At 41.3% G+C, this 25,209-nt stretch carries 23 protein-coding genes and 2 pseudogenes; 12 read left to right on the top strand and 13 right to left on the bottom strand.

Features of this window, described 5'->3' with window-relative positions:
• Positions 1–15: 15 nt before the first annotated feature.
• Positions 16–840: an ABC transporter permease gene (locus tag CV014_RS07670; protein WP_236141491.1), complete on the top strand. Its 825-nt coding sequence runs from the start codon at positions 16–18 to the stop codon at positions 838–840.
• Positions 841–899: 59 nt separating this feature from the next.
• Positions 900–2,237, top strand: a complete 1,338-nt coding sequence (locus CV014_RS07665) for an FAD-binding oxidoreductase (protein WP_236141490.1) — start codon at positions 900–902, stop codon at positions 2,235–2,237.
• Positions 2,238–2,381: 144 nt separating this feature from the next.
• Here the strand turns inward: CV014_RS07665 and CV014_RS07660 are convergent, their stop codons facing one another.
• Positions 2,382–3,221 (bottom strand): hypothetical protein, encoded by an 840-nt coding sequence (locus tag CV014_RS07660; RefSeq protein WP_236141489.1) that lies wholly within the window; start codon positions 3,219–3,221, stop codon positions 2,382–2,384.
• Between the two features lie 273 nt (positions 3,222–3,494).
• Positions 3,495–4,550, bottom strand: a complete 1,056-nt coding sequence (gene acsF / locus CV014_RS07655) for a magnesium-protoporphyrin IX monomethyl ester (oxidative) cyclase (protein ID WP_236141488.1) — start codon at positions 4,548–4,550, stop codon at positions 3,495–3,497.
• A 252-nt stretch (positions 4,551–4,802) separates the two neighbouring features.
• On the opposite strand from acsF, the gene hemF reads away from it, so the two are divergent.
• Complete coding sequence (gene hemF / locus CV014_RS07650) at positions 4,803–5,846, top strand: oxygen-dependent coproporphyrinogen oxidase (RefSeq protein ID WP_236141487.1); 1,044 nt, start codon at positions 4,803–4,805, stop codon at positions 5,844–5,846.
• Positions 5,847–6,162: 316 nt separating this feature from the next.
• On the opposite strand, the gene CV014_RS07645 is transcribed toward hemF, so the two are convergent.
• A complete protein-coding gene (locus tag CV014_RS07645; protein WP_236141518.1) occupies positions 6,163–7,062 on the bottom strand; it encodes an alpha/beta fold hydrolase in 900 nt (299 codons plus the stop codon).
• A 177-nt stretch (positions 7,063–7,239) separates the two neighbouring features.
• Entirely contained in the window at positions 7,240–7,680 is a 441-nt protein-coding gene (locus CV014_RS07640; protein ID WP_236141486.1) for a SufE family protein, read from the bottom strand.
• 166 nt (positions 7,681–7,846) lie between these two features.
• Between CV014_RS07640 and CV014_RS07635 the strand changes: the two genes are divergently transcribed.
• A complete protein-coding gene (locus CV014_RS07635) occupies positions 7,847–8,731 on the top strand; it encodes an aspartoacylase (protein ID WP_236141485.1) in 885 nt (294 codons plus the stop codon).
• Between the two features lie 117 nt (positions 8,732–8,848).
• On the opposite strand, the gene CV014_RS07630 is transcribed toward CV014_RS07635, so the two are convergent.
• From CV014_RS07630 to CV014_RS07620, 3 genes are all read right to left on the bottom strand, one after another.
• Positions 8,849–9,499, bottom strand: coding sequence for a DUF2834 domain-containing protein (locus CV014_RS07630; protein WP_236141484.1), 651 nt, complete (start codon positions 9,497–9,499; stop codon positions 8,849–8,851).
• Positions 9,500–9,511: 12 nt separating this feature from the next.
• A complete protein-coding gene (gene hrcA, locus CV014_RS07625) occupies positions 9,512–10,609 on the bottom strand; it encodes a heat-inducible transcriptional repressor HrcA (RefSeq protein ID WP_236141483.1) in 1,098 nt (365 codons plus the stop codon).
• Between the two features lie 374 nt (positions 10,610–10,983).
• Positions 10,984–11,343: a rhodanese-like domain-containing protein gene (locus tag CV014_RS07620; protein ID WP_236141482.1), complete on the bottom strand. Its 360-nt coding sequence runs from the start codon at positions 11,341–11,343 to the stop codon at positions 10,984–10,986.
• 30 nt (positions 11,344–11,373) lie between these two features.
• Between CV014_RS07620 and CV014_RS07615 the strand changes: the two genes are divergently transcribed.
• From CV014_RS07615 to CV014_RS07605, 3 genes are all read left to right on the top strand, one after another.
• Entirely contained in the window at positions 11,374–11,571 is a 198-nt protein-coding gene (locus CV014_RS07615; RefSeq protein WP_236141481.1) for a hypothetical protein, read from the top strand.
• An 11-nt stretch (positions 11,572–11,582) separates the two neighbouring features.
• Positions 11,583–13,238: a DUF3352 domain-containing protein gene (locus CV014_RS07610; RefSeq protein WP_236141480.1), complete on the top strand. Its 1,656-nt coding sequence runs from the start codon at positions 11,583–11,585 to the stop codon at positions 13,236–13,238.
• Between the two features lie 199 nt (positions 13,239–13,437).
• Positions 13,438–13,929 carry a hypothetical protein gene (locus tag CV014_RS07605; RefSeq protein WP_236141479.1) on the top strand — a complete coding sequence of 164 codons (492 nt, stop codon included), beginning with the start codon at positions 13,438–13,440 and terminating at the stop codon, positions 13,927–13,929.
• A 360-nt stretch (positions 13,930–14,289) separates the two neighbouring features.
• Here the strand turns inward: CV014_RS07605 and CV014_RS07600 are convergent, their stop codons facing one another.
• Positions 14,290–15,045, bottom strand: coding sequence for a YebC/PmpR family DNA-binding transcriptional regulator (locus tag CV014_RS07600; RefSeq protein ID WP_236141517.1), 756 nt, complete (start codon positions 15,043–15,045; stop codon positions 14,290–14,292).
• A gap of 231 nt (positions 15,046–15,276) precedes the next feature.
• Here CV014_RS07600 and CV014_RS07595 point away from each other — a divergent pair, with 231 nt between their 5' ends.
• Positions 15,277–16,539 carry an ABC transporter substrate-binding protein gene (locus tag CV014_RS07595; protein ID WP_236141516.1) on the top strand — a complete coding sequence of 421 codons (1,263 nt, stop codon included), beginning with the start codon at positions 15,277–15,279 and terminating at the stop codon, positions 16,537–16,539.
• A gap of 24 nt (positions 16,540–16,563) precedes the next feature.
• Here the strand turns inward: CV014_RS07595 and CV014_RS07590 are convergent, their stop codons facing one another.
• A complete protein-coding gene (locus tag CV014_RS07590) occupies positions 16,564–17,481 on the bottom strand; it encodes a polysaccharide deacetylase family protein (protein WP_236141478.1) in 918 nt (305 codons plus the stop codon).
• An 8-nt stretch (positions 17,482–17,489) separates the two neighbouring features.
• Entirely contained in the window at positions 17,490–18,869 is a 1,380-nt protein-coding gene (locus CV014_RS07585) for a serine/threonine-protein kinase (RefSeq protein ID WP_236141477.1), read from the bottom strand.
• A 298-nt stretch (positions 18,870–19,167) separates the two neighbouring features.
• Between CV014_RS07585 and CV014_RS07580 the strand changes: the two are divergent.
• Positions 19,168–19,403 (top strand): annotated as a pseudogene (locus tag CV014_RS07580) (hypothetical protein); the annotation flags it as partial.
• A pseudogene (gene mltA, locus CV014_RS07575) lies at positions 19,400–20,661 on the top strand (murein transglycosylase A). The pseudogenes CV014_RS07580 and mltA, both read left to right, overlap by 4 nt.
• On the opposite strand, the gene CV014_RS07570 reads toward mltA, so the two are convergent.
• Together CV014_RS07570 and CV014_RS07565 are read right to left on the bottom strand one after the other, a co-directional pair.
• The gene (locus tag CV014_RS07570) at positions 20,615–20,851 is read right to left on the bottom strand and encodes a hypothetical protein (RefSeq protein WP_236141476.1); all 237 of its coding nucleotides are present in this window, start codon (positions 20,849–20,851) and stop codon (positions 20,615–20,617) included. The pseudogene mltA and the gene CV014_RS07570 sit on opposite strands and share 47 nt — an antisense overlap.
• A gap of 3 nt (positions 20,852–20,854) precedes the next feature.
• A complete protein-coding gene (locus CV014_RS07565; RefSeq protein WP_236141475.1) occupies positions 20,855–21,727 on the bottom strand; it encodes a DUF5895 domain-containing protein in 873 nt (290 codons plus the stop codon).
• Between the two features lie 307 nt (positions 21,728–22,034).
• Here CV014_RS07565 and CV014_RS07560 point away from each other — a divergent pair, with 307 nt between their 5' ends.
• Together CV014_RS07560 and CV014_RS07555 are read left to right on the top strand one after the other, a co-directional pair.
• Entirely contained in the window at positions 22,035–23,306 is a 1,272-nt protein-coding gene (locus CV014_RS07560; protein ID WP_236141474.1) for an urease accessory protein UreH domain-containing protein, read from the top strand.
• Positions 23,281–23,934, top strand: a complete 654-nt coding sequence (locus CV014_RS07555) for a hypothetical protein (RefSeq protein ID WP_442946893.1) — start codon at positions 23,281–23,283, stop codon at positions 23,932–23,934. The genes CV014_RS07560 and CV014_RS07555 overlap by 26 nt, the downstream gene beginning before the upstream one ends.
• A 12-nt stretch (positions 23,935–23,946) precedes the next feature.
• Here the strand turns inward: CV014_RS07555 and CV014_RS07550 are convergent, their stop codons facing one another.
• Complete coding sequence (locus CV014_RS07550; protein WP_236141473.1) at positions 23,947–24,816, bottom strand: DUF4231 domain-containing protein; 870 nt, start codon at positions 24,814–24,816, stop codon at positions 23,947–23,949.
• Positions 24,817–25,209 lie beyond the last annotated feature (393 nt).

Here is a 25,209-nt window from a genome sequence, read left to right as displayed (position 1 = left end):
CTAATTATTCCAAATATGTTATTTTTTCGTAGTTCTGGGTCAAGACAGAAATATTCTAAATCTAACCTGGCGGAGATTTTTGCCCCCATATTAGTCGGTGTTGTCGCTCTAATTTTATGGGATTTATTGGTGCGGGTGACACAATTACCGCCTTATATTTTACCTAGTCCTTTTTTAGTTTTCCAAACATTAATTACCGATTGGGGTGAACTATTTCCCTCATTATTAATTACGCTGCAAATTACGGTAACGGCTTTTATGGCGGCGGCAATTTCTGGGTTATTAACGGCGATTTTATTTACTCAAAGTAAATGGATTGAGCGCAGTTTATTTCCCTATGCTGTCATTTTACAGACAACACCGATTGTGGCGATCGCTCCCTTAATTATTCTGTGGTTTAAAAATAATACCTTTGCCGCCCTTGTTGTTTGTGCTTGGATAGTCGCCTTTTTCCCGATAGTTTCTAACACGACTCTGGGTTTAAAAAGTGTAGACCCCAATTTACTCAATCTCTTTCAACTTTACAACGCCTCCCGATGGCAAACCCTGATTTATCTGCGCCTACCCAGTGCTATGCCTTATTTTCTCGGTGGGTTGAAAATTAGCGGTGGTTTAGCGTTAATTGGGGCGGTTGTGGCTGAATTTGTGGCTGGAACTGGTGGTGCAAAGTCTGGTATCGCCTACCGGATTTTAATTTCTAGCTACAATCTGCAAATACCTCGGATGTTTGCTGCCCTACTACTCACCACAGGCTTAGGTATTTTAATTTTCGCTGCCTTGAGTGCCTTATCTGACTTTATATTAAGTAGGTGGCATGACAGTAGTATTAACCGTGATTAAAACGCAAAGACTACCCGTGTCTTTGCGTACATCTGTATGAAAAAAAGGATATAAAAATAATGGTAATTGATAGTTTTTTAAATACTCTCGACAACATTGAAACTATTACCGATGCCCAGCAAGTCGCTAAATTATCCCAAGACTATCACACCTTTAGCCCAGTCTTAGTTCCCCAACTAGCGGGGAAAGTGGGGGATATTGTGGTTCGTCCCGCCAATGAGGAGGAAGTAATTAAAGTAGCAGCCGCCTGTGCGAAATACCGTATCCCCATTACCGTTAGAGGTGCGGGAACAGGGAATTATGGGCAATGTGTACCTCTGCATGGTGGTGTGATTTTAGACATGACCAAAATGCAAAATATCCTGTGGGTGAAACCAGGGGTAGCACGGGTAGAGGCTGGGGTGAAATTAGCGGCTTTAGATAAGAAAGCACGAGAAATTGGTTGGGAAATGCGGATGTCTCCCTCTACCTACCGTACAGCGACAATTGCTGGCTTTGTGGCTGGGGGAAGTGGGGGTATAGGTTCAATTCAGTATGGATTATTAGGCGATCGCGGTAATCTATTAGCATTAAAAGTTGTTACTGTAGAAGATGCACCCCGTGTGATTGAGTTGCGTGGCGATGATGTCCAAAAGGTCAATCATGCTTGGGGTATTAACGGCATTATTACAGAAGTCGAAATCCCCTTGGGGGCTGCTTATCCTTGGGCTGAGGTAATTGTCACCTTTGCAGATTTCATGACAGCCGCTAAGTTTGGGCAAAGTCTAGCCCAGGCTGATGGTATAATGAAGAAGTTAATTACTATCTTTGCATCACCCATCCCCCAATACTTCCATCCCCTGCAATCATACATCCCTGAAGGTACTCATCCTGCTTTTCTACTTGTAGCAGAACCCAGCTTGGAATTATTACCAGGTTTAGTACAACAATATGGTGGACAAATTACTTACCAAAAACCTGCCCAAGAAGCAGGTAAAGGTTTAAATTTAGCTGAATTTACCTGGAATCACACCACCCTACACGCCCGTAATGTCGATTCCAACATTACATATTTGCAAAGTATCATTCCTCCAGAAAAAGGGCTGCAATTAGTAGAGCATCTATATCATCATTTTGGTGATGAAGTGATGATGCACTTAGAATTTATTCGGATGAATGGTGCAGTAGTTCCCGCCGCTTTACAATTAGTACGCTACACCACAGAAGCCCGTCTCAATGAAATTATTCGCTACCACGAAGACCAAGGAGTTTTTATTGCTAATCCCCACACTTATATTATTGAAGATGGCGGTAGAAAAGTGATTGATCCTGAACAATTAAAGTTTAAAGAACTAGTTGATCCCTATGGTTTAATGAACCCTGGAAAAAGTAAAGTATTAGCTCATGAGGAAAGGTAAAAAAGCAGGGTTGCAGAGGACAAAAACCACCAAAAGAAAAAATTAAACACTCTTTATGCCCTTTACCTTTTACCTTTTACCCTTCGGGTTCACCACTTGCTACAAGTCGGCAAAGCCGCCCAAAGCAGTGGTTCACCTTTTACCTTACTTCGCTGTGTTAACAAGCTGACTCCAAGCTTGCACTACTGTTTGTACATTATTCGGTAAATTACTGCGAGAAATATCGTTGTATTGTACCGTCCCTTTACGGCTAGTGAGTTTGTAAGTAATAAAATCAGCCGCACCACTAGGCGCAGGATAACTCACATTACTAAATACATTTTGTTCGCGGTTCAGGACTCTTTGAAACTGACTTAACTGTTCTACAGGAACACTCCTCACACTTCTTTCTGAATCATTAGCATCACCAATTCGCACCCGAATTAATCTCCCATCATTTAGTAAAACTGTTTCGTAAGTCCTACCAGCAAAACCCCCAGTAGAAATTTCTCTAAATACTGTATTTCTATCTAAAGGTGGTGGTAATTCGTTAGCAGGAATGGGAACAGGACGCAGAGTGCTATTGTTATTATTTTCTTTTAATCTTAATACAGAACCATTATCATTGGTGTGATAAACCCATTTTTGTCTACCACGACTCACCACAACTAACCAACCAGGTACTAAAGCTTGGGTACAAAATTCATCTGGTTTGGGCAGTTCTAAACAACCATTACGCCAAGTTTGACGACTATAGTCAGTAATTGTGAGTTTGTTAATAGCAATTCCCTCTCTGCTGCTAATATCTCGCAAAACTGCATTAGCTACAGCACTGGGTAAAGCTGTTGATTTTGAATTTTGTTTGACAATTTCTTGAGTATTATCTGCTAATAAGCTCACAGATAAAGCAGTTGCATTTTTGATGAAAATGAAGCCACCACTAACAGATAAAATACTAGTTAGCATTAAAGCAGTAAAAATCCGAGCTTGTTGAGTTCTTAGCATAAGTTTATTACCTAAATAGATGATTTAAAATCATCAGTAGCTATGCAAAATATTATGCAGCTATTTGGGTCATTTTACATAGTCAGTAAAAAGTTTGTTTTCCCATTGAAGAGGATTAAACTGCGTATTCCCTCTATCTTATGAAGCAGATATAAAAATAGACACTAGTATATTAATTTTTTGTTCCAAAATATTTGTATAGAAGTATGAATAAAGGTGATGGTGAAGCGATCGCACTCCATTCTCTCACAATCAGCGATCGCCTGCTCAAAATTAACGCACAGTTCCCCGCAAAGCCTCTGTATCTACGGGTTTAATTAGGAAAACTAACAGTAGATTCCAGATAATGGCTGCAATTAAGGGGAGTTTGCGAATTAGCTTCACCAATTTGGGTTGAGAACTGCGCTCAATCTCTGCAATCTTTAAGTTATAACCTGCACAGTGTTGTAAGCGAGGGAAAAACTGGGGATGTTCGGTGTTCAACATCACAGGAAAGGCTCGTCCAGCTGTTTCATTGGTATTTTCCACCACTTGACGGTCAAATTCCGTCGCGTTTAGTCCCAAGGACTTGTAAAAACCAGTCCGTTCATGAACAGTCATCGTGTGGGTAGCAAACACCGACAGTAAAAAAAAGCGACTCCAAAGCCTAGCTTTCCAGGTTTTCCATAATTGCGGTTGTGAACGTAACAGGGCTTTGAATATATCCCCGTGGCGGTTTTCATCCTGACACCAACTCTCAAAGTAACGGAAGATGGGGTAAAACTGGTTTTCCGGGTGCTTTTCTAGATGTCTGTAGATAATGATGTAACGCCAATAGCCGATTTTTTCTGATAGGTAAACAGTGTATAACACCCATTCAATCGGAAAAAATGTATAGGTGCGGGTTTTCGTCACCGTGGCTAAATCTAAGGATAGTTTAAAATCGCCCATTGCTTTGTTGAGAAAACCAGCGTGACGGGCTTCATCTCGCGCCATCAGTTGAAACATCTCCGCCAGCAAGGGACTGCGGTTTTTCAGTTTACGGGATAATTCCTTAAACAGCAAGAAGCCGGAAAACTCAGAAATACATGAGCGTTCCAAATAGTCAATAAATGATTGTTTGGCTTCACCCTGAATGTGTTCCCAAGACTTATCAAACGCCTCATCCCGCACAAAATGATGGCGGTTGTAGTCTGCGCGCATTTCCGCCAACATCGCCTGTAATTCCGTTTCTTGAGCAGATAAATCCAAATTGGCGGCGGTTTCAAAATCTGTAGTATAAAACCGAGGCGTGAGTATAGTTTCTTGGCTGGGAGTTTTAATTCCTGGTTTGGGTAGGGTGTTAACCATAAGTAATGCGGTAATCAAGTAAATAATTTCATAGCTATCAAGTTATGATAATTGGAGTTCTTTTGCTAGCCCTCTTTACATTCCTTCAGCAAAGTCAGAAGCACTCCACCCAAAGCAGAGAATAAAAGGCTTTGAAATATAGGGTTTGGAGAATTTATTAAGTTTTGAAACTACTCCGATCAAAAATAAATCAATAACTATAGAGTTATTAAGTATAGTAATTACCCTTACTCAAAGTTTAGAGGTTTTAACATGGCGCGTCATTCCGATAATTCTCTGCAAGAATCTGCAAATCACACCACATGGCTAATATCACTGAATAACGGCATTCCCCAGGATTCACGGGAAAGAGTGCAACAATTCATGCAGAACTTACAGGATGAGATTTGCCAAGGGTTAGAGCAAATTGACGGAGAAGCCAGCTTTCATCAAGATTATTGGGAAAGAGAAGAGGGCGGTGAAGGACGTACCCGCGTCATTCGAGAAGGGCGAGTATTTGAACAGGGGGGAGTGAACTTTTCCGCAGTTTGGGGAAATAGTCTCCCAGCGTCGATTGTGGCGCAACGTCCAGAAGCAGCCGGACATGAGTTTTTTGCCACCGGCACATCAATGGTATTGCATCCCCGCAATCCTTATGTACCCACAGTACATCTTAACTATCGCTATTTTGAGGCTGGCCCTATCTGGTGGTTTGGTGGTGGGGCTGATTTAACACCATACTACGCCTTTGCTGAGGATGCCGTTCACTTTCACCGAACACTGAAAAAAGCCTGTGATACTCATAATCCAGAATATTATCCAACTTTTAAACGCTGGTGTGATGAATACTTCTATTTACGCCATCGTCAAGAACAGCGAGGTATTGGCGGTATTTTCTTCGATTATCAAGATGCTAGCGGTAAGCTGTACTTCGGGACACAAACAGATAGTCCCGCCGCAATTTATAGCCAAAAAGTGGGAAATATCAGACGCAATTGGGAAGATATCTTTGCGTTTGTGCAGTCCTGTGGTCAAGCTTTCTTACCCGCTTACTTACCAATTGTAGAACGACGACAAGAAACAGAATATGGCGATCGCCAGCGTAATTTCCAACTATATCGCCGTGGTCGTTACGTCGAGTTTAATTTAGTCTACGACCGAGGAACAGTATTCGGGCTACAAACCAAAGGACGAACAGAATCGATTCTCATGTCCTTACCACCCCTAGCACGTTGGGAATATTGCTATCAAGCAGAACCAGGAAGCCCGGAAGCAGAACTGACAGAAGTTTTTCTTCAACCTAAAGATTGGGCTTAGGAAAAGGCAAAAGGTAAAAGGCAAAAGATTGTTAAAGCTGTAGTTGCTGATCACATTTTCGATTTGATGAAACGCCAAGATAGACCAGGTAGTACAGACCGTACTACTGAACAAAATAAAGAACTGGACTATACCAAATTTATGTGAAGTTACACATATTTAGATACCCCGAAATCCACGCCGCTTACTTTCAGGCGGGGTGTGAATTTCGGGGTATCTATCATGTTTAAATTTCACTAACTGAACCGTATTGACCCAACATAGATATTGGGTTGTGCCTGACCACGCCACTACTATTATTTTCAGGCGAAGCCAATCACAGAAAACTTTGAATAGCCTCAAAAACCTCTGCTGAGTATTCCTCGTGCATTCCTAAAGTACCAGGAAGGACAACGCTTCTAACTCCTGGAAGTGCCGCGACGGTTTCCATTTGGGCGAGTGATTTAGGTGGACTAGATTCGCCGATAACTACCATCAGGGGAACAGATAAGGACTGTACTAGGTTGAGAAAATCGGCTTGATTGTTTATTGCGTCAATGTTCCCTGTGACAAATGCCGCCGATGCAAACCGCGCACCTGGTTTTTGGGTAGTTTGCCATTTTTTGGCGATAAAGCTGGGGATGAGTTTCGCTGTATCGACAAATACATGGCGACGGTACATAAATTTTAAGAAAGCGGGTGTGGTATTGAGATAGTAAAGGATTTGACCGATAATAGGCGATCGCACTAATCCCCTAACTGCACCAGCTACCTGTAGATTTGCTCCCATCGTTGGTAAAGGGCCACGCCAAGTAGGTGCAACTAACACAATCTTGGAAAAAGCATGAGGTTGTTGCTGTGCTAATTGCAACACATAACTAGCAGCGTGGCCAGCCGCAATTACAGTAATGGGAGTAGAAAAAACAGCCTGAACGAAATCTGTGAGAAATTGCTGATAAATTTCTGGTCGGTAATCTAAATTAGGGCGTGAAGATTCCCCAAATCCCGGCCAGTCTAAAGCTACTACTTGAAACTGAGGCGCAAGTAGCCTAGCTAAATCAGCCATTTCCTGGCGAGTAGAAACACTGCTAAAAGCAGGCAATAGTAATACAGGTGAACCATTGCCGAGAGTTTCATAAACCACTCGCAATGGTTGATTTTCCCATTGCCATTGATATTCGTGAACTACTCCACCAAATCCAGTAGGCTCATAGGTTGATAATAAACTAGTAGACATCTGACTAAAGTTTGGTATTGATGACGGCAAAAAGTAAAAGGTAAAAGGTAAAAGGCAAAAGGCAAAAGGTAAAAGTAAAAAAGCTTGGTTTTTAGCTTTTTTATCGATTTCCAAAATTATTTCCCCCTGCACCCCTGCACCCTTGTACCCCTTATACACCCCTAAACCCCTACACCCCTAACTAGGAAGGTCTAGCTTACATTCCAGTGCCTTTTTTTGCATAGTTTTAAATATGTTGTAAAATCCATTGGCACGGGAAGGCGTGAGGCTGACGTTTAAACCAGTTTCTTGAATGAAATCTGGTGTGAGTTGTAAGATTTCTGTGGGAGTGAGGCCGTTTAGTCCTTCAATCAAAAGACCAACCATCCCTTTACTGATGAAGGCATCAGAGTCAGCCTGAAACATCACCTTACCATCATGGAGTGTAGCGGTGATGTAAACCTGCGAAACACAGCCAGGAACTTTGTTTTCTGGTAATTTTTCGGCTTCAGGGAAACCTTTTAGCTTGTTACCATAGGCGATTAGCTGTTCGGTGCGTCTTTTTTGGTCTGTCACCCGTTGAAAACGCTGGACGATTTTAGCAAGCGCAGGCGGTAAGGAGTCTAAAGTTGAAGACATGGCAGCAGTTGTAAATGGTCTTCCTTTGAGTTTAGATTATCTTCCCGGCGATCGCGCTTAGAATTAGTGGTGTGGGGGTGAGAAGCTTTTTTATACTGTCTCAGTTTCCAGAGTTTTCTATAAGTGTATATAAATAATTGGGCTAATTAAATTAGGTGAATTTTGGATGAATAAAATCAATCGTGTTGCTATTGTTGGGGGAACTCATGGAAATGAATTTACGGGTGCATTTTTAGTAAATAAATTTACTCAATATCCTCAACTAATAGAAAATTATAGTTTTGAAATTTTGACTTTATTAGCTAATCCTCAAGCCTTTGCTGCAACTAGACGCTATATAGAAAAAGATTTAAATCGTTGTTTTTTAGCTAAAGATTTACAAGATAATACCTTATCAACTTATGAAGATATACAAGCAAAAAATATAGCGAAAATTTTAAAAGAAGACACTCAAACTAAAGCAGATTTAGTTATTGATTTACATAGTACAACTGCTAATATGGGTTTGAGCGTAATTTTAGGGAATCAGCAGCCTTTACTTTTGCAATTAGCGGCTTATTTGAGTGCGATTAATCCTTTAGTTAAGGTTTGTTACACCATACCCGAAGCAGGTAGTGATTTTCTTCGTTCCCTTTGTAATTTGGGGTTTGTAGTCGAAGTGGGTGCTGTGGCTCAAGGTGTATTAAATGCTGAGTTATTTCAAAATACTGAAAACCTAATTTATCAAATTTTAGATTATTTAGATAGATATAGTCGGGGCGAAACTCTGGAAATCAAAAATAAACTTACATTGTATAAGTTAATAGGTTCTATAGATTTTCCCAGAAATGAATACGGTGAAATCCAAGCAATGATTCACCCCCAATTACAGTATCGTGATTATGAGCCATTAAACCCAGGCGACCCAATATTTTTAACTTTAGATGGTCAAGCGATCGCCTACGAAGGCACATCGACAGTTTACCCTATTTTTATTAATGAAGCTGCCTATTACGAAAAGGGAGTTGCTATGTGTTTTACAGAGAAACAAGAGTTAGTCATTAGTCATTAGTCATTAGTCATTAGTCAATGGTCGTTATTCAGTCGGTGCAATGAATCTTACTTCTTACTCAGCACCGGCTAAACGCCGCACTACTGCTAACAGCACTCAGCACTCAGCACTCAGCACTCACAACGGAGTTACTGTTTCTAGAATAGGTGGACGCACACAAAGATAAATCAACACACCAAAGAGGGGAAGCGCAGTAAATAACCAGAAAAACTGCTGATTTTCCCAACCACGATGCGCCATATCATCTTTGAGGAGAGTGGGAAATAATAGAGAAAGTAGGCAAAAATCTAGGCTCATCACATGAATAAAGCGGCTAGTTTGCCATTGCTGAAGGAAATTACTCCAGTCACCCGCAATTAAACCATAGGCTACTAGAATGGCTGCTGTTAAGGTGAGAAAAATACCAGTCAAACGAGAATCTAACCTTTTGATCAAAGCGTCTTTCTGTCCGGTAAATTGAGGGTGAGGTTCTCGTAATGCTAAATAGGGTAAAAGCGCGAATGCACCGACAGCAAAAGAAGCAGCCGCAAACGGCCAGGCGGCGATTTTTTGCCCTCTCCCGTCCACAAATAAAACGGCACTATAAACCATAGGCCAAATGCCCATGAGGTTGAATAACGCTATGACTAGGGGGTTTATACCTTGCCATTGACCAGTAGACAAGTTTTTGATTAACTCAAAAGTATCGGGATTATCAGGTGGCGCGAAGACGAAAGCGTAAACGATGAACCCTAACCACAGCACCCCAAAGGCAATTTTTCTGACCATGATTTAATCTAATTAACTGAAGGCTTCCGAGAGATAATCAGCCGCCGCCGCCACAACTGCGATCGCATTTTCATAGTCTAAGCGTGTCGGGCCTAAAACTCCCACACTCCCCACAGGAACTGTACCCCGCCGATAGGTGGAAGAAATCAAACTACAATTCCGAATCGGTTCTAGGGGGTTTTCTGCGCCAATTCGCACTGTTACCTTGGATTTAGTGGCTTCTTCTACCTCTGGCTCTTCAAAGATTAACGGCCAAAGCTGTTCCTGTTCTTCTTCCAGGAGGTGGAGAATAGTCTGCACTTGTTGGAGTTGGGAAAATTCCGGCTGGCGCAAAACTTCCGCCACACCCCGCACCATAATGTGAGTAGCGGTTGGTGCAACTGTACGTCGCGCCAATTCCGCCACGGAATCCTTTAAAAATTCCCCATAAAGTTGAAATTCCCGATCTAACTGACTCCAGTCTAAATTACTAATTGCTAGTAGACTTTGCCCCCGCAAATGACTGTTGAGGAAGTTAGAAACAATCTGCAATTCTCTGTCTATAACTTCTGCTTCGGGTTGTGTTTCTTTTCTGGTTGGGGGTAAGTCCATCAATTTGGAATGGGTTTCATAACCATCCGTCACCAAAATCAGCATGATGCGTCCGGTTTCGATCTGCATTAATTGCAGATGTCGCACAATAGCTGTATTGGTTTGCGGCATTGTAATCAAGCTAATACACCCACTCAAACTGGCTAAAATCTGCGCTGCGCCTTGTAGGAGGATTTCCATACTCCAATCTTCCCACTGGAGACGCTGCTGTAAAGCTAGTTCGACATTCTTGGCTAAGGCATCTGTGCGCGTAACGTCTTGCAAAGAGGGGGTAATGAACTGGTCAACATAGATGCGATAACCTGAGTCAGAAGGCACTCTACCTGCGGAAGTATGTGGCTGGTAGAGTAACCCAGATTTTTCTAGCATACCCATAACATTGCGAATGGTGGCTGAACTAACGCCCAGGTCATACTCATCGACCAAAGCTTTTGACCCCACCGGTTCTGCTGTAGCTATGTAATGACGCACCGTTGCCCAAAGTATATGCTGTTGTCGATTTGTCAACTGGACTTGCATAGGAAGATGTTTGGCAGAAAGCAGATTTTAATCAAGTTTTAAAAAAGTTTTTGAAATTGAGTGTCAAATATTGAATATTGACTAATTAAATTGACGAAATATTTAGTTCTATTTTAACTGCTCATCAGAAAGAATGTACTTGCTATTTGGAATAGCATATTTTGAGGCAAAAAACCTTTAATTCTAAATATTATTTGTTTTTTAAGTATTATTCTATAGATTGATCAAGTAAATTGTATTTTGGGATACGTATTTTTTGGGGTATTGGGAATAGGGCATGGGGCATTGGGCATTGGGAATAGGGTATGGGTGAAAATTTATTTGTTTCCCTTACTCCCTTACACCCCTACACCCTTATACCCCTGCACCCCTAATTAATATTGAGGAATAGAACTATCAACTAAAACAGAATAAGCATCAATTCCACCAGCAATATTTTTCACGTTTGTAAAGCCTTGAGCCATTAACCACTGACACATTTGAGCAGAACGCATACCGTGATGACACAGCACTAAAGTTTCTGCATCAGGGTCAAACTTAGCAGGAATTTGCTCTGACCACTGAGCGAATTCACTGAGTGGTAAGTTCACAAAACCGCTAATTTGTGCTAATGCTAATTCTTGGGGTTCACGTACGTCTATTAACTGAATACCTGCATCATTAGTAGCCAGACGCTGGGCGAGTTCTTCTACACTAATTTGAGTAATGGGTTGACCAGAAATATTCCCTGTCATGTCGTTTTTTTAAACAATCCGATATTATTCATGTTGACAGAAATTGGGGGATTGGGGATTGGGGATTGGGGATTGGGGACTGGGGATTGGGGATTGGGGATTGGGGATTGGGGACTGGGGACTGGGGACTGGAAGGTGAACAAGGTAGATTTTATCCCTATGCCCTATGCCCTATGCCCTATGCCCTATGCCCTATGCCCAATTTTGGTAAACTTTCGTGCTAGATAATTAGGTATATTGTGAATACACAACGCTCATTCTCTGGTTTTATCGTGGCTGGTGCGATCGCATTGGTGATTGGGGCGATCGCAGCTGGTTATTGGTTCTTTACTAAAAGTCCAGTCAGTCTAATTACTTCTACCTCCCAATCTGGTGCAGCCATATTTGTGTCTAAACTTGCACCTGTTACAGTGTCTTTACTGGTCAATCCTGACCGTTTGCAGTCTCTGGAAAGTTCAGGGGAATTATCTAAGCTCAAAACTAGTTTATTGGCTAATAGTGGTCTAGATTATCGCCAAGATATTCAACCTTGGCTGGGAAATGAAATTACTCTGGCCGTAACTACTCAAGATATTGACCGTGATTTTGCAAATGGTCAACAACCAGGCTACTTGATGGCTCTAGCGACGGAGAAGCCAGAAAAAAGTAGTGAGTTTTTAGAGTTACTCTTTTCCAAGCGCGTGTTATCGGGGGCTACCCTCGCCACTGAGGAATATAACGGTACTAAGTTGCTTTACGATGACGCACAACCCAAGCTAGAACCATTAGCAGGTGCGGTGGTAGATAACTTTGTCCTATTGGCTAATGATGTGAGAGTGCTACGGGATGGGATTAATAATGTCCAAGCACCTGATTTGAATTTGACTAGTTCTCCCCAATACCAAAAAGCGATCGCACAGTTACCAAAAGGTGCGGTAGCAGTAACTTTCTTCAATCTCCCTACTTTGGCACAATGGCAGGGGTTGGAGTTACCTGAACCTATTTACGATAGTCAAATTCTGGCTTTGACATTAAACCCCAAAGGACTGTTAGCTGAAACTAGTTTTCTTGCTACCTCAGAAATTGCACCACCATCTCCCCCGTTGTCTCAACCTGTGGGAGCATTGCAATACATCCCCGCATCCGCAGGTGTGGTAGTTTCTGGTTCTCATTTAAATAACTTGGGTGACAGCGATTTAGGTAAATTATGGAAACAAGCGAAAACAACCATCTCCGGTTCAGAAACAGACGTAATTTCTCGCCTGGAACAACCCTTACTAGCCATCCAAAAAGCTTGGGGAATGAATTTGCAACAGGATGTATTTAACTGGGTACAAGGGGAATATGCGCTGGGAATCATTCCCCGTGGTGGGAAAACTCCTCCTGGCTGGGTTTTTGTGGTAGAAAAACAAGAGGCTGTGGTAGATGGGATTGAGCGTTTAGATGCGATCGCTGCTGCTAACGGACTTAACACTGATTCTCTGAGTTGGGAACAGCAAAAAGTCGCAGCTTGGATAGAATTAATCGCCAATAGCAAAAAGTCTGAGGCTCAAAACCAATCCTCATTTACGGTAGATGCTAAGGTTAAAGGTATACATACAACTGTAGGAAATTATGAGGTCTTTACCTCTGATTTAGAAACAATTAATGAAGTTTTAACCAATCAAGATAATTCTTTGATCAAGAATCGTAATTTCCAAAATAGTATTGCAGTAATTCCTGCACAAAACCAAGGTTATGTATATCTTAACTGGGATAAAAGCCATAATTTATTAGAGCGACAGTTGCCTGTTTTAAAGCTCTTAGAAGTCTTTGGTAAGTCATTTTTTCAACAACTGCGATCGCTCACCTTCAGCAGCTACAGTGATGATACTGGAACTCTCAAAGGCGCAGTATTTCTGGAACTTAATTCTTAACCAGGATTCAGCAAATAACCGCAAAGTTAGCAGACATAACGGCTGAATTATTGCCTCTTAATTTAAATTGACAATGTTTAGTAAAATTTCAATTGTGGCACATGAGAATGTGTCACATTTTTTTGTTACTTCATCGAAAATTATTAACTAAAATATGTATATATCTTTATTGTTATAGAAGCATATTTGGCAGGTTAATATGAGAAATTTTCGTTCAGGACTTTATTCTGGTGGTGTATGGCTATCAGCGTTATTAGCTGCTATAATTGCTACCCCTGTAATTGCCCAAACTGTACCCAATTTCAGAACGTTGAAATTAGCACCAGGGTTTAGTTCTACAGAGGGAAAAACCAACGGTTATACTGGTGGGACTTTTTCTCTATCAGCCATCAGCAACCGCGATCGCGATGGCAAGATGTGTATAGGCTTTGCTGACTCTAACCCAGATTTCATCATCGAATTAGACAAGGATTTTTCCCGCTTACAGGTGTTAGTGAATAGCGGTGGTAAAGACACGACCTTAGTCATTAGAGGCCCCAACAAAACTATTCGTTGCGGTGATGATACTGGTAAAAGTAAAGATGCAAGTATTGATGACCAGCAATGGTCGAATGGAAAATACGAAGTGTGGGTGGGTGCGTTCGAGCCTGGTGTGAAGTTCAATTACACTTTGAGCGTTAAGGAAAAATAATAATACCAATTCGCAATTCGCAATTCGCAATTCGCAATTCGCAACGATGCTCCCGCCCCGCTATGCTAACGCAATGGACTAACTTCCCACTATGCTCTAAGCGCAGCTATGCCGCAGGCTTTACGCAATTAAGAAAGTCATATAGCATCTGGGTTTCAAGCTTCGCATCTGTTGCTTAATTTTGGAGAATTGGTATAAGAATCTAGGCTTGTAATCCAAAATCCAAAATCCAAAATCCAAAATTGTTATATCCAGGGGTCTTTTTTTCAGAACGCTAGGTGAACAAACAGTGGCAGGTTAGGCCTTCACTGTTTGTCCTCTTAAATGTAAAGAATTTTGAGTGAATTTCATGAGACAGTTCTAAGCCATACTGACAGCTAATAGCTGTTCTGACATATCGAAGTTGGATGTCACATTTTGGACATCATCTAGACTTTCTAGGGTATCAATTAACTTGAGGAGCGATCGCGCTTGGTCTGGTTCTGTCACTTCGATATTGTTGCTGGGAATCCAGCGCAATTCTACTTCAGTGACTTTAAAGCCTTGTTCTTTGAGGGTTTGGTTGAGAATTTCTAAATTGGCGACTTCCGTAAAAACTTCTGCTGTCTCTTCCTCAGTCATTTCGTAAGACTCCGCACCACCTTCTAAGGATGCTTCTAATAACTGGTCTTCATCTACAACACCTTGGACTAGACACACACCCTTTTGGTCAAACATCCAGCTAACACAGCCAGTTTCACCTAAATTTCCGCCATTTTTGCTAAAAGCTACCCGCAAATCAGCCGCCGTGCGATTGCGATTATCAGTCAAAGCTTCTATTAAAATAGCTACACCACCAGGGCCATAACCTTCGTAGCGAATTTCCTCTAGGGTACTATTATCGCTAAATGTACCTGCACCTTTGGCGATCGCTCTTTCAATATTGTCATTGGGAATACCCGCAACTTTAGCTTTTTCAATCGCTGTCCGTAATTGAAAATTCCCGGCTGGGTCTGGTATGCCGTTTCTCGCCGCTACAATAATAGCTCTAGATAACTGTGTAAAAGTTTTTCCTTTTTTCGCATCGACTACCGCTTTTTGGCGTTTAATATTTGCCCATTTACTATGACCTGCCATAACCTGAAAATATTCCTGCACTCTCCAATAAACTAGGATATACATAGCTTCTGCTGGAATGCAAAATAACTGGAAATTAGCCTTCAGAGGGTTGGTTTGTGTCCCCTAATCAGCATAGTCTGGCTGTAGAAAATTACGAGTCAGTTTGCTATGCGGTTTTTTTCTACTTTCTACCCATCCAAAGTGAAAAACAGAAGATGGCAACACAGTCTGCGTCGTTTACTATTGTTGATGCTAGTCACTATATTAACTGTAAGTGGATGTCAGGCTTGGCGGACTGGAGTAGAAGCTAGTAAAGTTACTCACATCACTTTTTGGCATGGAGTCAACCCACCACCGAATCGGGATGTCTTACAAAAACTGGTAGATAAATTTAATCAAACACATCCCCAGATTCAAGTAGAGTCACTGTATGTGGGACAGCAAGATCAGCAAATGCCAAAAATTTTGGCGGCTGTGGTAGGTAATGCACCACCTGATTTATTGTGGTTTAATCCGACGATCACAGGTCAATTAGTAGAACTGGGTGCATTAATTCCTGTGGATGAGATGCTGTCCCAATCAGCAGTTAAGCCAGAAATTGACCCCACTTTATACTCTTCAATGGAATATCAAGGTCAACTGTGGTCAGTTCCTTTTGCTACGAATAATGTCGGCATTTTCTATCGTCCTAGTTTATTTCAAGCCGCAGGGATTAAAGCCATACCTCGTACTTGGGAAGAGTTCCGCCGAGTTGCTAAACAATTAACTCATGATTTGGACGGTGATGGACAAATAGACCAATATGGAATGTTCTTACCTTTGGGGAAAGGGGAGTTTACAGTTTTTACTTGGCTACCGTTTATGTGGAGTAGTGGCGGTGAATTGGTTAACGGTGATGGACAGAATGCAGCAGGTGTGATGTTGCAAGATAATCAAGGAGCGATCGCCGCCTTACAATTTTGGCGTAATCTAGTGCAGGACGGTTCAACAATGCTATCTAGCCCGGAAAGGGGTTATGAGACAGACCCCTTAGTTTCAGGAAAGGTAGCAATGCAAATCAATGGCCCTTGGAATTTAGGACAACTGCAAACAACTAATGTAGATTTTGGTGTGTTTCCGCTACCTGTAAATCAAACTCCAGCTACTAGTATAGGCGGGGAAAATCTCTTCTTTTTTAAGACCACACCAGAACGCCAAAAGGCAGCATTTAAGTTTGCCGAATATACAATGAGTCAAGAATTTCAAACGGAATTAGCTTTGGCAGCAGGCTATTTACCAATTAATTTAAAATCTCGTAGTAGTGAGAAATATCAGGCTTTCGTGCAGAATTTACCACAGGCAAAGGTATTTTTAGAACAAGCACAATATGGTCTTAGCCGTCCTATTTTTCCTGGTTATAATCGCATTTCCGATAGTATAGGTAGAGCCATTGAAGCCGTTGTGTTGGGTAAAATTTCTCCCCAAGCAGCACTGCAAGCTAGTCAGCAACGTTTAGATTTAATTTTTAAATAACCATTCATTGTTTGCTAATAGCTATCAACATTCATTATGCACATTACTTTTCTCTTTTTGCTTATTAACAGGAAGTTGGTTTTTTGACATTTGGATTAATTCTTGTGGCGATAAGTGGCGATTTACCATGAGTCGGGGAATTTGATAATGATTATTAATGCAACTATGATTCAAGATTTCATTATTATATAAATAACCAGTAAGATAATAGCGAGAAACATAAGATGCTACCTGTTTATTAGTAGCACCATAAGGATAAGCAAAATGAGATGCGACTTGCTGTTGAGGATCTAAATCTTGTGTGCAGTTTCTGAGGATAGTTCTAGCTTGTACAAGTTCTCGCAGAAGTTCGCGCCGAGATAGGGTAGTTAGGTCTTTATGCTTTAAACCGTGAGATTGAATGTCATAAAATCCCTTTTTTAAGCCTTCCCTTAAGTCCTGACATCCCATGTGGGTTTTACTATTAACACCTGGTTTGGCTAAATTACCAGGATTAATAAACAAAACAACTTTAATTTTTTTCTGATATTTCTTCTCTAACTTCGATAAAATCGGTAATAATTTTGTATGTACTGATTTATAACCATCATCAAAAGAAATCATAATAGGCTTTTGTTGACGGCGGTTATCGGGTATTGCTTGAGATTTTGTGATAAAAAAATCGTATAAATCTTGAGTTGACAAAAACCAATAATCATTAATAATTAAGTAATCTAAAAGTTTCTCTATTTCTTGTTGAGAATATTGCATCTCATTAGTATTGCGAGCTACAGCAGTGTTTTTCGTATCAACAAGTCCATGAAATCCTAAAACTGGTACTATCGGATCATTGTGATTGAGGTTAAGCACTGCTAATGAAATTACAGACACCAAAGCGAGGTTAAATAAAAAGTTTTGGGGTTTAGCAGTGGGTAATGGTGTCTGTTCGTAACTATCAGTCATTCTGGTGATTAATTTAATAAACGCTGCTGAAACTGCAAAGCCTGTTGAGAGTCTGGAATATTTGCAGCTAGTGTTTTGACAAATTGTATCCGAGAAATGGATAATCCAGCCGATTTGATAGTTTTTTGAATCAAAAACTTACCCATCGGGCCGATTAAATTAACTAATTCTCGCTCACATTCAGCAATAAAACTTTCGCTGAGAGTGGAATTAATGACAGGGGGAGTGATATTACCTACAGGTTGAACAGCAGTTGGCGGTTGACTAGGTGAAGGTTCTAATAATAGCGACATCGCTGTTTTTTGAAATTGAGTACGCTGATTTTCAGCTATGTGTAGGGATAAACTATCTATGAGTGTTTGATAATTGGGTGCTGATGCGGCGCGACGTAATAATGTTGTGGCTACAGGGCCAACTAATTCTAAGAGTAATTTTTCCAGGCGATCGCTTTTTTCCCGCGACAAAATAGTCCCAGTTTGCTGACTAGTTCCTTGTTGATGAGATGGGGGAATTGGTGATGACGATGTCCCCCAGGGAGTTTGAGTAAATAAAGTCGCAGCGTCAGGATGAAAATTTTGCTGGAGTGCTTCTAAAACTTCTGTCGCAGATTGATAACGTTGTTTGTAGTTATTCACGACCATTTTCGTGATCATCGTCCCCAGTTCAGGACTGACTGTAGCTCGATGTCGCCACAGAATTTCCCCCGTTTGGGGGTCTTCTTCAAATTCTCTGGGATGCAGTCCTGTCAGTGCTTGGATACAAACCACACCCAAAGAATATATATCGCTATTGGCGTGGGGTTTTCCTCGTCCCTGTTCGATGGACATATATCCTGGTGTCCCAATCGCCACAGTCATTTCTGTTTGACCAGGAGCCGTTACCAGTTTTGTATGAACTTGCTTGACAGCACCAAAATCAATCAGCACTAACTTACTGTCATGCGATCGCCTAATAATATTTTCTGGTTTAATATCCCGATGAATGACTTTGTAGCTATGAATAAATCTCAGAATACTTAATATCTGCTGCAACAAAAAGATCACTTTGTCTTCTGCCCATTTTTGCCCAGCAACCATTTCAACTTTGAGAGCATATCCATCAATATACTCTTGCACTAAAAAAAATTCTTGCTTTTCTTCAAAATATGCTAGTAACCGAGGTATTTGCTCATGATGTCCGAGTTGTTCTAGGGTTTCGGCTTCACTGGTAAATAATCTTCTAGCAGTTTCTAGAAATTCTGGGTTATGAGTGACAGGCCGAAAGTGCTTGACAACACATCTAGGATTCCCTGGACGTTGGGTGTCTAGCGCAATATAAGTTTGACCAAATCCTCCTCCCCCTAAGATTTGGAGGACTTGATAACGACTAGCTAGTAAGTTTCCTAACATTGTATGACTTGTCTAAGTCCTCACCTTCATATTGACATAATCACTAATGTAGAGAGAAATTATTCAAAACATCCACAGTAGAATTGAGATTTATTGTCCAAAATTCTAGGGAACCGCTAAAGGCATCGACCGTCTAGAGGAAAATAAAACTGAACAGTTTATCTCTAATGAGTGATGAATAGAGAATTCTGTCAAGCATCTACGCACGCCCCCGTATGCTTACCCTTTTCATTCTGGGGTATCGTGGTTAACAATGGGTTGAATGTTTTTGATGAAGATTCAATCTTATGGCTAGAACCCGAATGAATATGCAGTCTACCTCTTACTAGAAAGTGGTCATCGTGAGGAAGTGCGGTTTCCCTCAATTCAAGAATTCCAAAAATGGTATAGTGGGGAACTTGTACCCAAATCTGCTTCTAGTGATTTTATCAGTGTACCAATCAAAATATTCAAGGTGAGTATATGGTGGTGCGTCCATCTCGGATTGTTGCTATCCGAGTAGAACCAGTTTTTAGTTCTAGTGTTGAAAGATAGATTCAACTAATGATGAAAAAACCCTTGCTTTGCTTTCCTTGAGTCTGGGAATTCCCCTTGTCAGCCAAATTGCTGTTGCTCAGGTAATTATTAATGTCCCCTTACCTAACTCACCCAGTCCTGAGTTACAACCACCAGTCAAGCCAAGCACACCTGAAAATGAAGCCCCCTCAAACTGGTAAACATTGGCAATTGCACTACCCAAAGCACTTGTTTGGGTTGGGATGAGCAACTTTTCGGTAGCAGGGGTCAACCAGGTGATCGCCAAGCTCTGTTAGCATCAATTGATAACAGTCTGCGCTATCTAGAAACGAGTACAGCACAACGTATATATCAAAATTATCCTGTACGGGGAATTACTTTAACCCGTGTACGTCGGAGTTTACTGCGGTTTCGTCAATTAGCGGCTAGTTCTCTGTCTCCAGCCCAATTACAAGCCGCAGTGCAAAAAGAATTTGCTTTTTATCAGTCTGTTGGTAATGATGGGCGGGGGACAGTCAAGTTTACTGCTTACTATGAACCCGTTTATAATGCCAGTCGTGTCAGAACTTCGGCTTATAAGTATCCTTTGTATCGACTACCACCTAACTTTGAGAAATGGTCTAAACCCCACCCTACACGTTTGCAACTAGAAGGCAAAGACGGTTTACAGGGAAATAAGGGCAAGTTACGCGGTTTAGAATTGCTGTGGTTTCGCGATCGCCTCGATGCCTATATGATACATATTCAAGGTTCTGCCCAAATTCAATTAGCTGACGGCACCAGAACCGCCGTTGGTTACGCAGGTGCAACAGATTATCCTTGGACAAGTATCGGACGAGAATTAGCCAAAGATGGCAAAATGCCATTATCCGGCTTAACTATGCCCAAAATGATCAGCTTTTTTCGGGAACAACCCCACGAATTAAGCAACTATCTTCCCCGTTGGGAAAGATTTATTTTCTTCCAAGAATTCAAAGGCAGACGAGCTACTGGTAGTATTAATGTACCAGTTACTCCCGAACGTTCCATTGCCACAGATAAATCAATTATGCCTCCTGGCGCACTAGCACTAGTTCAGACCTCATTACCTTATCCTGCTGCTGGTAGATTAGAACATCGCGTAGTGAATCGCTTTGTCTTAGATCAAGATACAGGCAGTGCCATCAGAGGAGCAGGCAGAGTTGATTATTTTATGGGAACTGGTAAACTAGCAGGCGATCGCGCCGGTGTTACAGGCGGCAATGGTTCATTATATTACTTGCTGTTAAAAGAATAGAATTTGGGTATGGGGCATTAGGCATTGGGCATAGGGCATAGGGCATAGGGCATTGGGCATCGGGCATGGGGAATCGGGCATGGGGAATCGGGCATAGGACATTAGAATAAAATCTACCTTGTCCACCTTGTCCACCTTGTCTACCTTGTCCCCAGTCCCCAGTTCCCAATCCCCAGTCCCCAATCCCCAATCCCTAATACGGCGGATAACCAAAATCATCTTCATCAGGATAAATATAGGAACTAGCAACACCGGCAGCTACTGCCATTTTCGGTGTTTCTGTTCTCACAGGTTCCTTGGCGAAGTCTTTATAATCTTCAAAGGCTTTGCAAATAATTGTTGATTCTGGAGCATCGGAAGCAATTAAATAATTAGTTAAATTCGCCACTGTGGGATGTTCATAATCTACAGTGGAAGCTACTAATACTGTATTTGGTTCAATGCCTCTTTCTTCACATTCAATAATTGGGCAGAATATGCCGTGGGCGTGGAATAAAGGGCCTTTGGGTGTAATGGGTTGCTTACGAAATAAGGCATAAGCCCTTTCTAATTCCGATACAAAACCGCTAACTACTTTCCCCTGTTGAAATTCACAATAGGTTTTACTAAAACTTGCTCCGGCTGCACCGTTGAGAGTTAATTGCAGTGGAGAATCATGTAGGAATTTTTTGTTTTCACCTACTAAAAATATTAAGTAGCGAGTGAAGGTTTTAAATTTTAATTTATCTGCTAAAAACGCATCATAATTATCTTTGAGTGTCCCCAGTTTTATCCCTGTCTCTCTATCTTTGACAGACAAAGGCCCCCGACGCACTATCACTATGCGGGGTGTAGTGGTGATATAAACTGTTTCTCCTCCCGAACTAAATTCATGTTCTATTTGTTGCCAATTACCGTCAGGCTGAAAACCCACAGCTTGAGCGTTGTCCAACTTAATTGCTAATCCGTGAGATTGCACACCATCTGCACCATACCGAGGATTAATCATCTGACACCAGGGGATGACTTGAGAAGGCGGTGCATTAAATTTCTCATCCTCAAAGTCGAATTTAGCAGATGCTTTCATCGTTTTAGGCACGGTGGTACTTTACTATACAAGTTTATCAATAGGTTGCTGGTGCCAGACAGGGGGTCGAGCAAACAGGCGTACTGTTTTTCCAGATTAGAGCAGAATCAATCTTTGTTGCAATCCCTTTTTTGTTTTTTAACACTCTTAAAGAGTATGTAGGGTAAGTCAGATTCTCATATGAGCATCTAGGTTCATTTTTTTATCATTTTTGAGGACTGAAGTCCTCACTACGAACAGGGTTGAGAGGAAGTTTTACAGGCTGTGTTTTGACAAAGTTGCCAGTATCCCTTAAATGTAAACAAATATGCTAGATTTATCACTCATTACTATTCTGGGGTTCTTGGGTAGCTTTGGGCATTGCTTTGGGATGTGTGGGCCGCTAACGGTGGCGTTTTCCCTGTCTAGTCGCCCAAATTCGCAATCCCACAAATCAGCACAAGTATTATCTCTAGAGCCAACTGCCGTCACTTGGCAGCAGCAATTAATCTTTCATTTCTGGTTAAACTTAGGGCGGGTATTGAGTTATGCCCTAGTTGGTGCTGCTATTGGGGCTTTGGGTGCGGTACTTTTACAAGGTGGACAATTAGCTGGGGTAGGTAGTGACCTCCGGCGGGTAATGGCCATAATTACCGGTGTGATGCTTATTTGGTTTGGTTTGGGGCAAATTACACCTAATTTACTGCCTCATGTGCCTCTATTGCATCCTTTCTTAAAAAGTGGCTTGCATAATCGCCTCAGTGCGGTGATGATGCGGCTATCTGGGCAGCAGCGATGGTGGACACCGTTAATTTTAGGGATGACTTGGGGTTTAATGCCCTGTGGTTTTTTGTATGCTGCTCAAATTAAAGCGGCGGAGACTGGGAATTTGTGGCTGGGAATGACGACTATGTTGGCTTTTGGTTTAGGAACAATGCCAACTATGCTGGGTGTTGGGGTTTCTACAGCTTTGGTGAGTCGAGATAGGCGTAGTCAGTTATTACGTTTAGGTGGTTGGGTAACGCTGATTATTGGGGTGATTACTCTGCTGCGGACTGGCGACACAATGGTAGATTACACCGGACACGCAGCTTTATTTTGTCTGATGCTGGCGTTAATTGCTCGGCCTGTAAGTAAATTGTGGGCATCACCTCTGCGCTACCGTCGTGCTTTGGGTGTGGGGGCTTTTGTGTTGGCGGCGGCGCATACTACCCATATGACTGCTCACACTTTGCAGTGGAAATTGTCGGCTGTGTGGTTTTTACCGCCACAGTTTCAAGTGGCGATGGTTTTAGGTGCTGTAGGATTAATATTGATGACTCCCGCCGCTTTCACCAGTTGGGAATCATTGCAGAAAACTTGGGGTAAAAGGTGGCGACAAATCCATTTATTGAGTGTGCCTGCTTTGCTGCTAAGTGTGATTCATGCGGTGTTGATTGGTTCTCATTACTTGGGTTCTTTAGAATTAAGTTGGGGGAATCAACTAGCAACACTACTGTTAGGACTAATTAGCATGGGTGTATTGCTAGTGAGAACGCGCTTTTTTTGGTCAAAGTTAACTCTAGAAAAGTTTTATGTCCCACCCAATCAATCAAAGTAAATTGGTTACAAATAAGAGTAGAAAATATATTAAGTATTTTACGGCGTTGAGTGGTTTAATGTTGGGACTCACCAACGCTGAATTAGTTTCCGCCCATAAGGTAGAGATAGCCGCAGATGTGGGTGCAACACTGCACATTCAACCTAACGATAATCCTCGTGCTGGGGAAACGGCACAGGCTTGGTTTGCTCTGACGCGCAAGGGTGGTAAAACAATTCCTCTTGCACAATGTAATTGTCAGTTAGCGATTTATGCTGAACCCCACAGCCCAGGAGAACCAGCACTGATAGAACCGTCTTTAAAGCCTGTGAATGCGGAACGTTATCAAGGGATTCCTGGGGCAGATATTACTTTTCCTAAGCCTGGATTGTATCAGTTGCAACTTACAGGAAAGCCCAAGTCAGGGGCAAACTTTCAACCTTTTAAGTTTAATTTTGAGGTAACTGTGGCGGCTGGTGTTGGGGTCAAGAAGAACCCAGTATCTAGCCAGCAAACAATTGATGATGTGGCTATTGAGAAGAATTTATCATCATTTCCAGTTTGGGCGATCGCTATCCCGACTGTGACTTTTTTAGGCGTAGGATTTGGTGTTTGGCAATTGCGAAAAAGCAAGGGAAGTGCTGATTAAATTTGCCGTCAACTATGCGGCTGACTCTGCTGGTTGTGATTCTTTCGCTGCGCTGGCTTCTTTCTTTTCTCCCGTCGCTTCGCTACTTTGCTGTACTTGTTGGAGATGAATACTATTCACTTGTTGAATAAAATATTCTAATGATTGACTAGCTTTTTGCTGCTGTTGCAGTTCATCGGCAATGTCATAGAACCGATAAGGTGGTGTGACTCCTAAAATAAATTTTTCCTGTTCAGCCTCTAATAATTCTACGGCTGTATTTGCTGCCACCCAATTTTTTTGGAAAGGAAATGAGGTGACTATACTGGCTAAAATAGAGGCGATCGCTGGACAAATTACTGGTAGCCACTTTAACCAAGTCTGCCCTGATTCTATTTTATCTACTAACACTAAAATCGGTGTAATCCCAGAAAACACCACAGTGGTAATTTGCAATAGGTAGTAAATATTTCTCGATAAATTGCGAATTCGTTTATAGTCATCGATTAAATCTTGGCAATATTGTAACGCTTTGGCTTTGACTGGTGTAAAGTTGTTGACTTGCCAAGCATTATTATTCAATAGATAAGTATATATTTCGGCTTTTCTATTAACTTCATACTGATAGACTAATTTTTGAGAATCTTGAAATACTTGTCTGTTGATAATAAATAATACCAAAATTACACAGAGAATTATTACACCATAAATTGCCAAGTTACTATTCTTAGAAAAGGCAATTATAATTATGCTAGTTAATAAGAAGGCTGCTATTAGTAAATTCTCAATTATCCTCAATGTCAGCAGTGTTTTGGTCTTATCTGAAGATAGATTTGTACTGCCATCAGGAGTTAAATTTGGGGATTGATTATTATTGATAATTGTAAAATCTGATGTTGTCATGTTGCTTTGTTCCCAATTCAAAATGCAAAATTGGTATTACTCCATTAAAAAAGAAGGTTCGACGCTGAATATTGATGTAAATTCCGCATAATAATTAATTCGTTTCACATAAATTGACAAGCTGCCAAATAGAATTCAAAGGCTTTGTATAGATATGGCTTTGCGTCCCTCCTACAATGAAAATGCAGAAGGGATATAAGGCAAGGCCAATAGATATTGTCGAACTAACTACAAAATCGATATTCGCTGCTTTCCAATATTAAATAACCAGCTAAAACACTGATATTAACTAACTGCATCAAAATTTAACCGAAGTATAATCGAACAATTCAATGAGGTGCAATGATGATTCGGAGAATTAAGGTTTTTTTAAGGAAAGTAGTCAATAGTCAA

It is taken from the genome of Nostoc sp. CMAA1605 (assembly GCF_021596505.1).
Classification (GTDB): Bacteria; Cyanobacteriota; Cyanobacteriia; order Cyanobacteriales; family Nostocaceae; genus Trichormus.
Note: the sequence above shows the minus strand (reverse complement) of the source record. Positions and strands in the feature narration are given on the sequence as shown.

Bases quoted from the DNA above. Each gene is read 5' to 3' on its own strand.
- CV014_RS07640 (WP_236141486.1), bottom strand. From the start codon at position 7,680: ATGTCTTCAACTTTAGACTCCTTACCGCCTGCGCTTGCTAAAATCGTC.
- CV014_RS07560 (WP_236141474.1), top strand. From the start codon at position 22,035: ATGCTAGATTTATCACTCATTACTATTCTGGGGTTCTTGGGTAGCTTT.
- CV014_RS07620 (WP_236141482.1), bottom strand. From the start codon at position 11,343: ATGACAGGGAATATTTCTGGTCAACCCATTACTCAAATTAGTGTAGAA.
- CV014_RS07635 (WP_236141485.1), top strand. From the start codon at position 7,847: ATGAATAAAATCAATCGTGTTGCTATTGTTGGGGGAACTCATGGAAAT.
- hemF (WP_236141487.1), top strand. From the start codon at position 4,803: ATGGCGCGTCATTCCGATAATTCTCTGCAAGAATCTGCAAATCACACC.
- CV014_RS07605 (WP_236141479.1), top strand. From the start codon at position 13,438: ATGAGAAATTTTCGTTCAGGACTTTATTCTGGTGGTGTATGGCTATCA.
- CV014_RS07550 (WP_236141473.1), bottom strand. From the start codon at position 24,816: ATGACAACATCAGATTTTACAATTATCAATAATAATCAATCCCCAAAT.
- CV014_RS07670 (WP_236141491.1), top strand. From the start codon at position 16: ATGTTATTTTTTCGTAGTTCTGGGTCAAGACAGAAATATTCTAAATCT.
- CV014_RS07615 (WP_236141481.1), top strand. From the start codon at position 11,374: ATGTTGACAGAAATTGGGGGATTGGGGATTGGGGATTGGGGATTGGGG.
- CV014_RS07595 (WP_236141516.1), top strand. From the start codon at position 15,277: ATGCTAGTCACTATATTAACTGTAAGTGGATGTCAGGCTTGGCGGACT.
- CV014_RS07645 (WP_236141518.1), bottom strand. From the start codon at position 7,062: ATGTCTACTAGTTTATTATCAACCTATGAGCCTACTGGATTTGGTGGA.
- CV014_RS07665 (WP_236141490.1), top strand. From the start codon at position 900: ATGGTAATTGATAGTTTTTTAAATACTCTCGACAACATTGAAACTATT.
- CV014_RS07660 (WP_236141489.1), bottom strand. From the start codon at position 3,221: ATGCTAAGAACTCAACAAGCTCGGATTTTTACTGCTTTAATGCTAACT.
- hrcA (WP_236141483.1), bottom strand. From the start codon at position 10,609: ATGCAAGTCCAGTTGACAAATCGACAACAGCATATACTTTGGGCAACG.
- CV014_RS07600 (WP_236141517.1), bottom strand. From the start codon at position 15,045: ATGGCAGGTCATAGTAAATGGGCAAATATTAAACGCCAAAAAGCGGTA.
- acsF (WP_236141488.1), bottom strand. From the start codon at position 4,550: ATGGTTAACACCCTACCCAAACCAGGAATTAAAACTCCCAGCCAAGAA.
- CV014_RS07590 (WP_236141478.1), bottom strand. From the start codon at position 17,481: ATGACTGATAGTTACGAACAGACACCATTACCCACTGCTAAACCCCAA.
- CV014_RS07630 (WP_236141484.1), bottom strand. From the start codon at position 9,499: ATGGTCAGAAAAATTGCCTTTGGGGTGCTGTGGTTAGGGTTCATCGTT.
- CV014_RS07565 (WP_236141475.1), bottom strand. From the start codon at position 21,727: ATGAAAGCATCTGCTAAATTCGACTTTGAGGATGAGAAATTTAATGCA.
- CV014_RS07555 (WP_442946893.1), top strand. From the start codon at position 23,281: ATGTCCCACCCAATCAATCAAAGTAAATTGGTTACAAATAAGAGTAGA.
- CV014_RS07585 (WP_236141477.1), bottom strand. From the start codon at position 18,869: ATGTTAGGAAACTTACTAGCTAGTCGTTATCAAGTCCTCCAAATCTTA.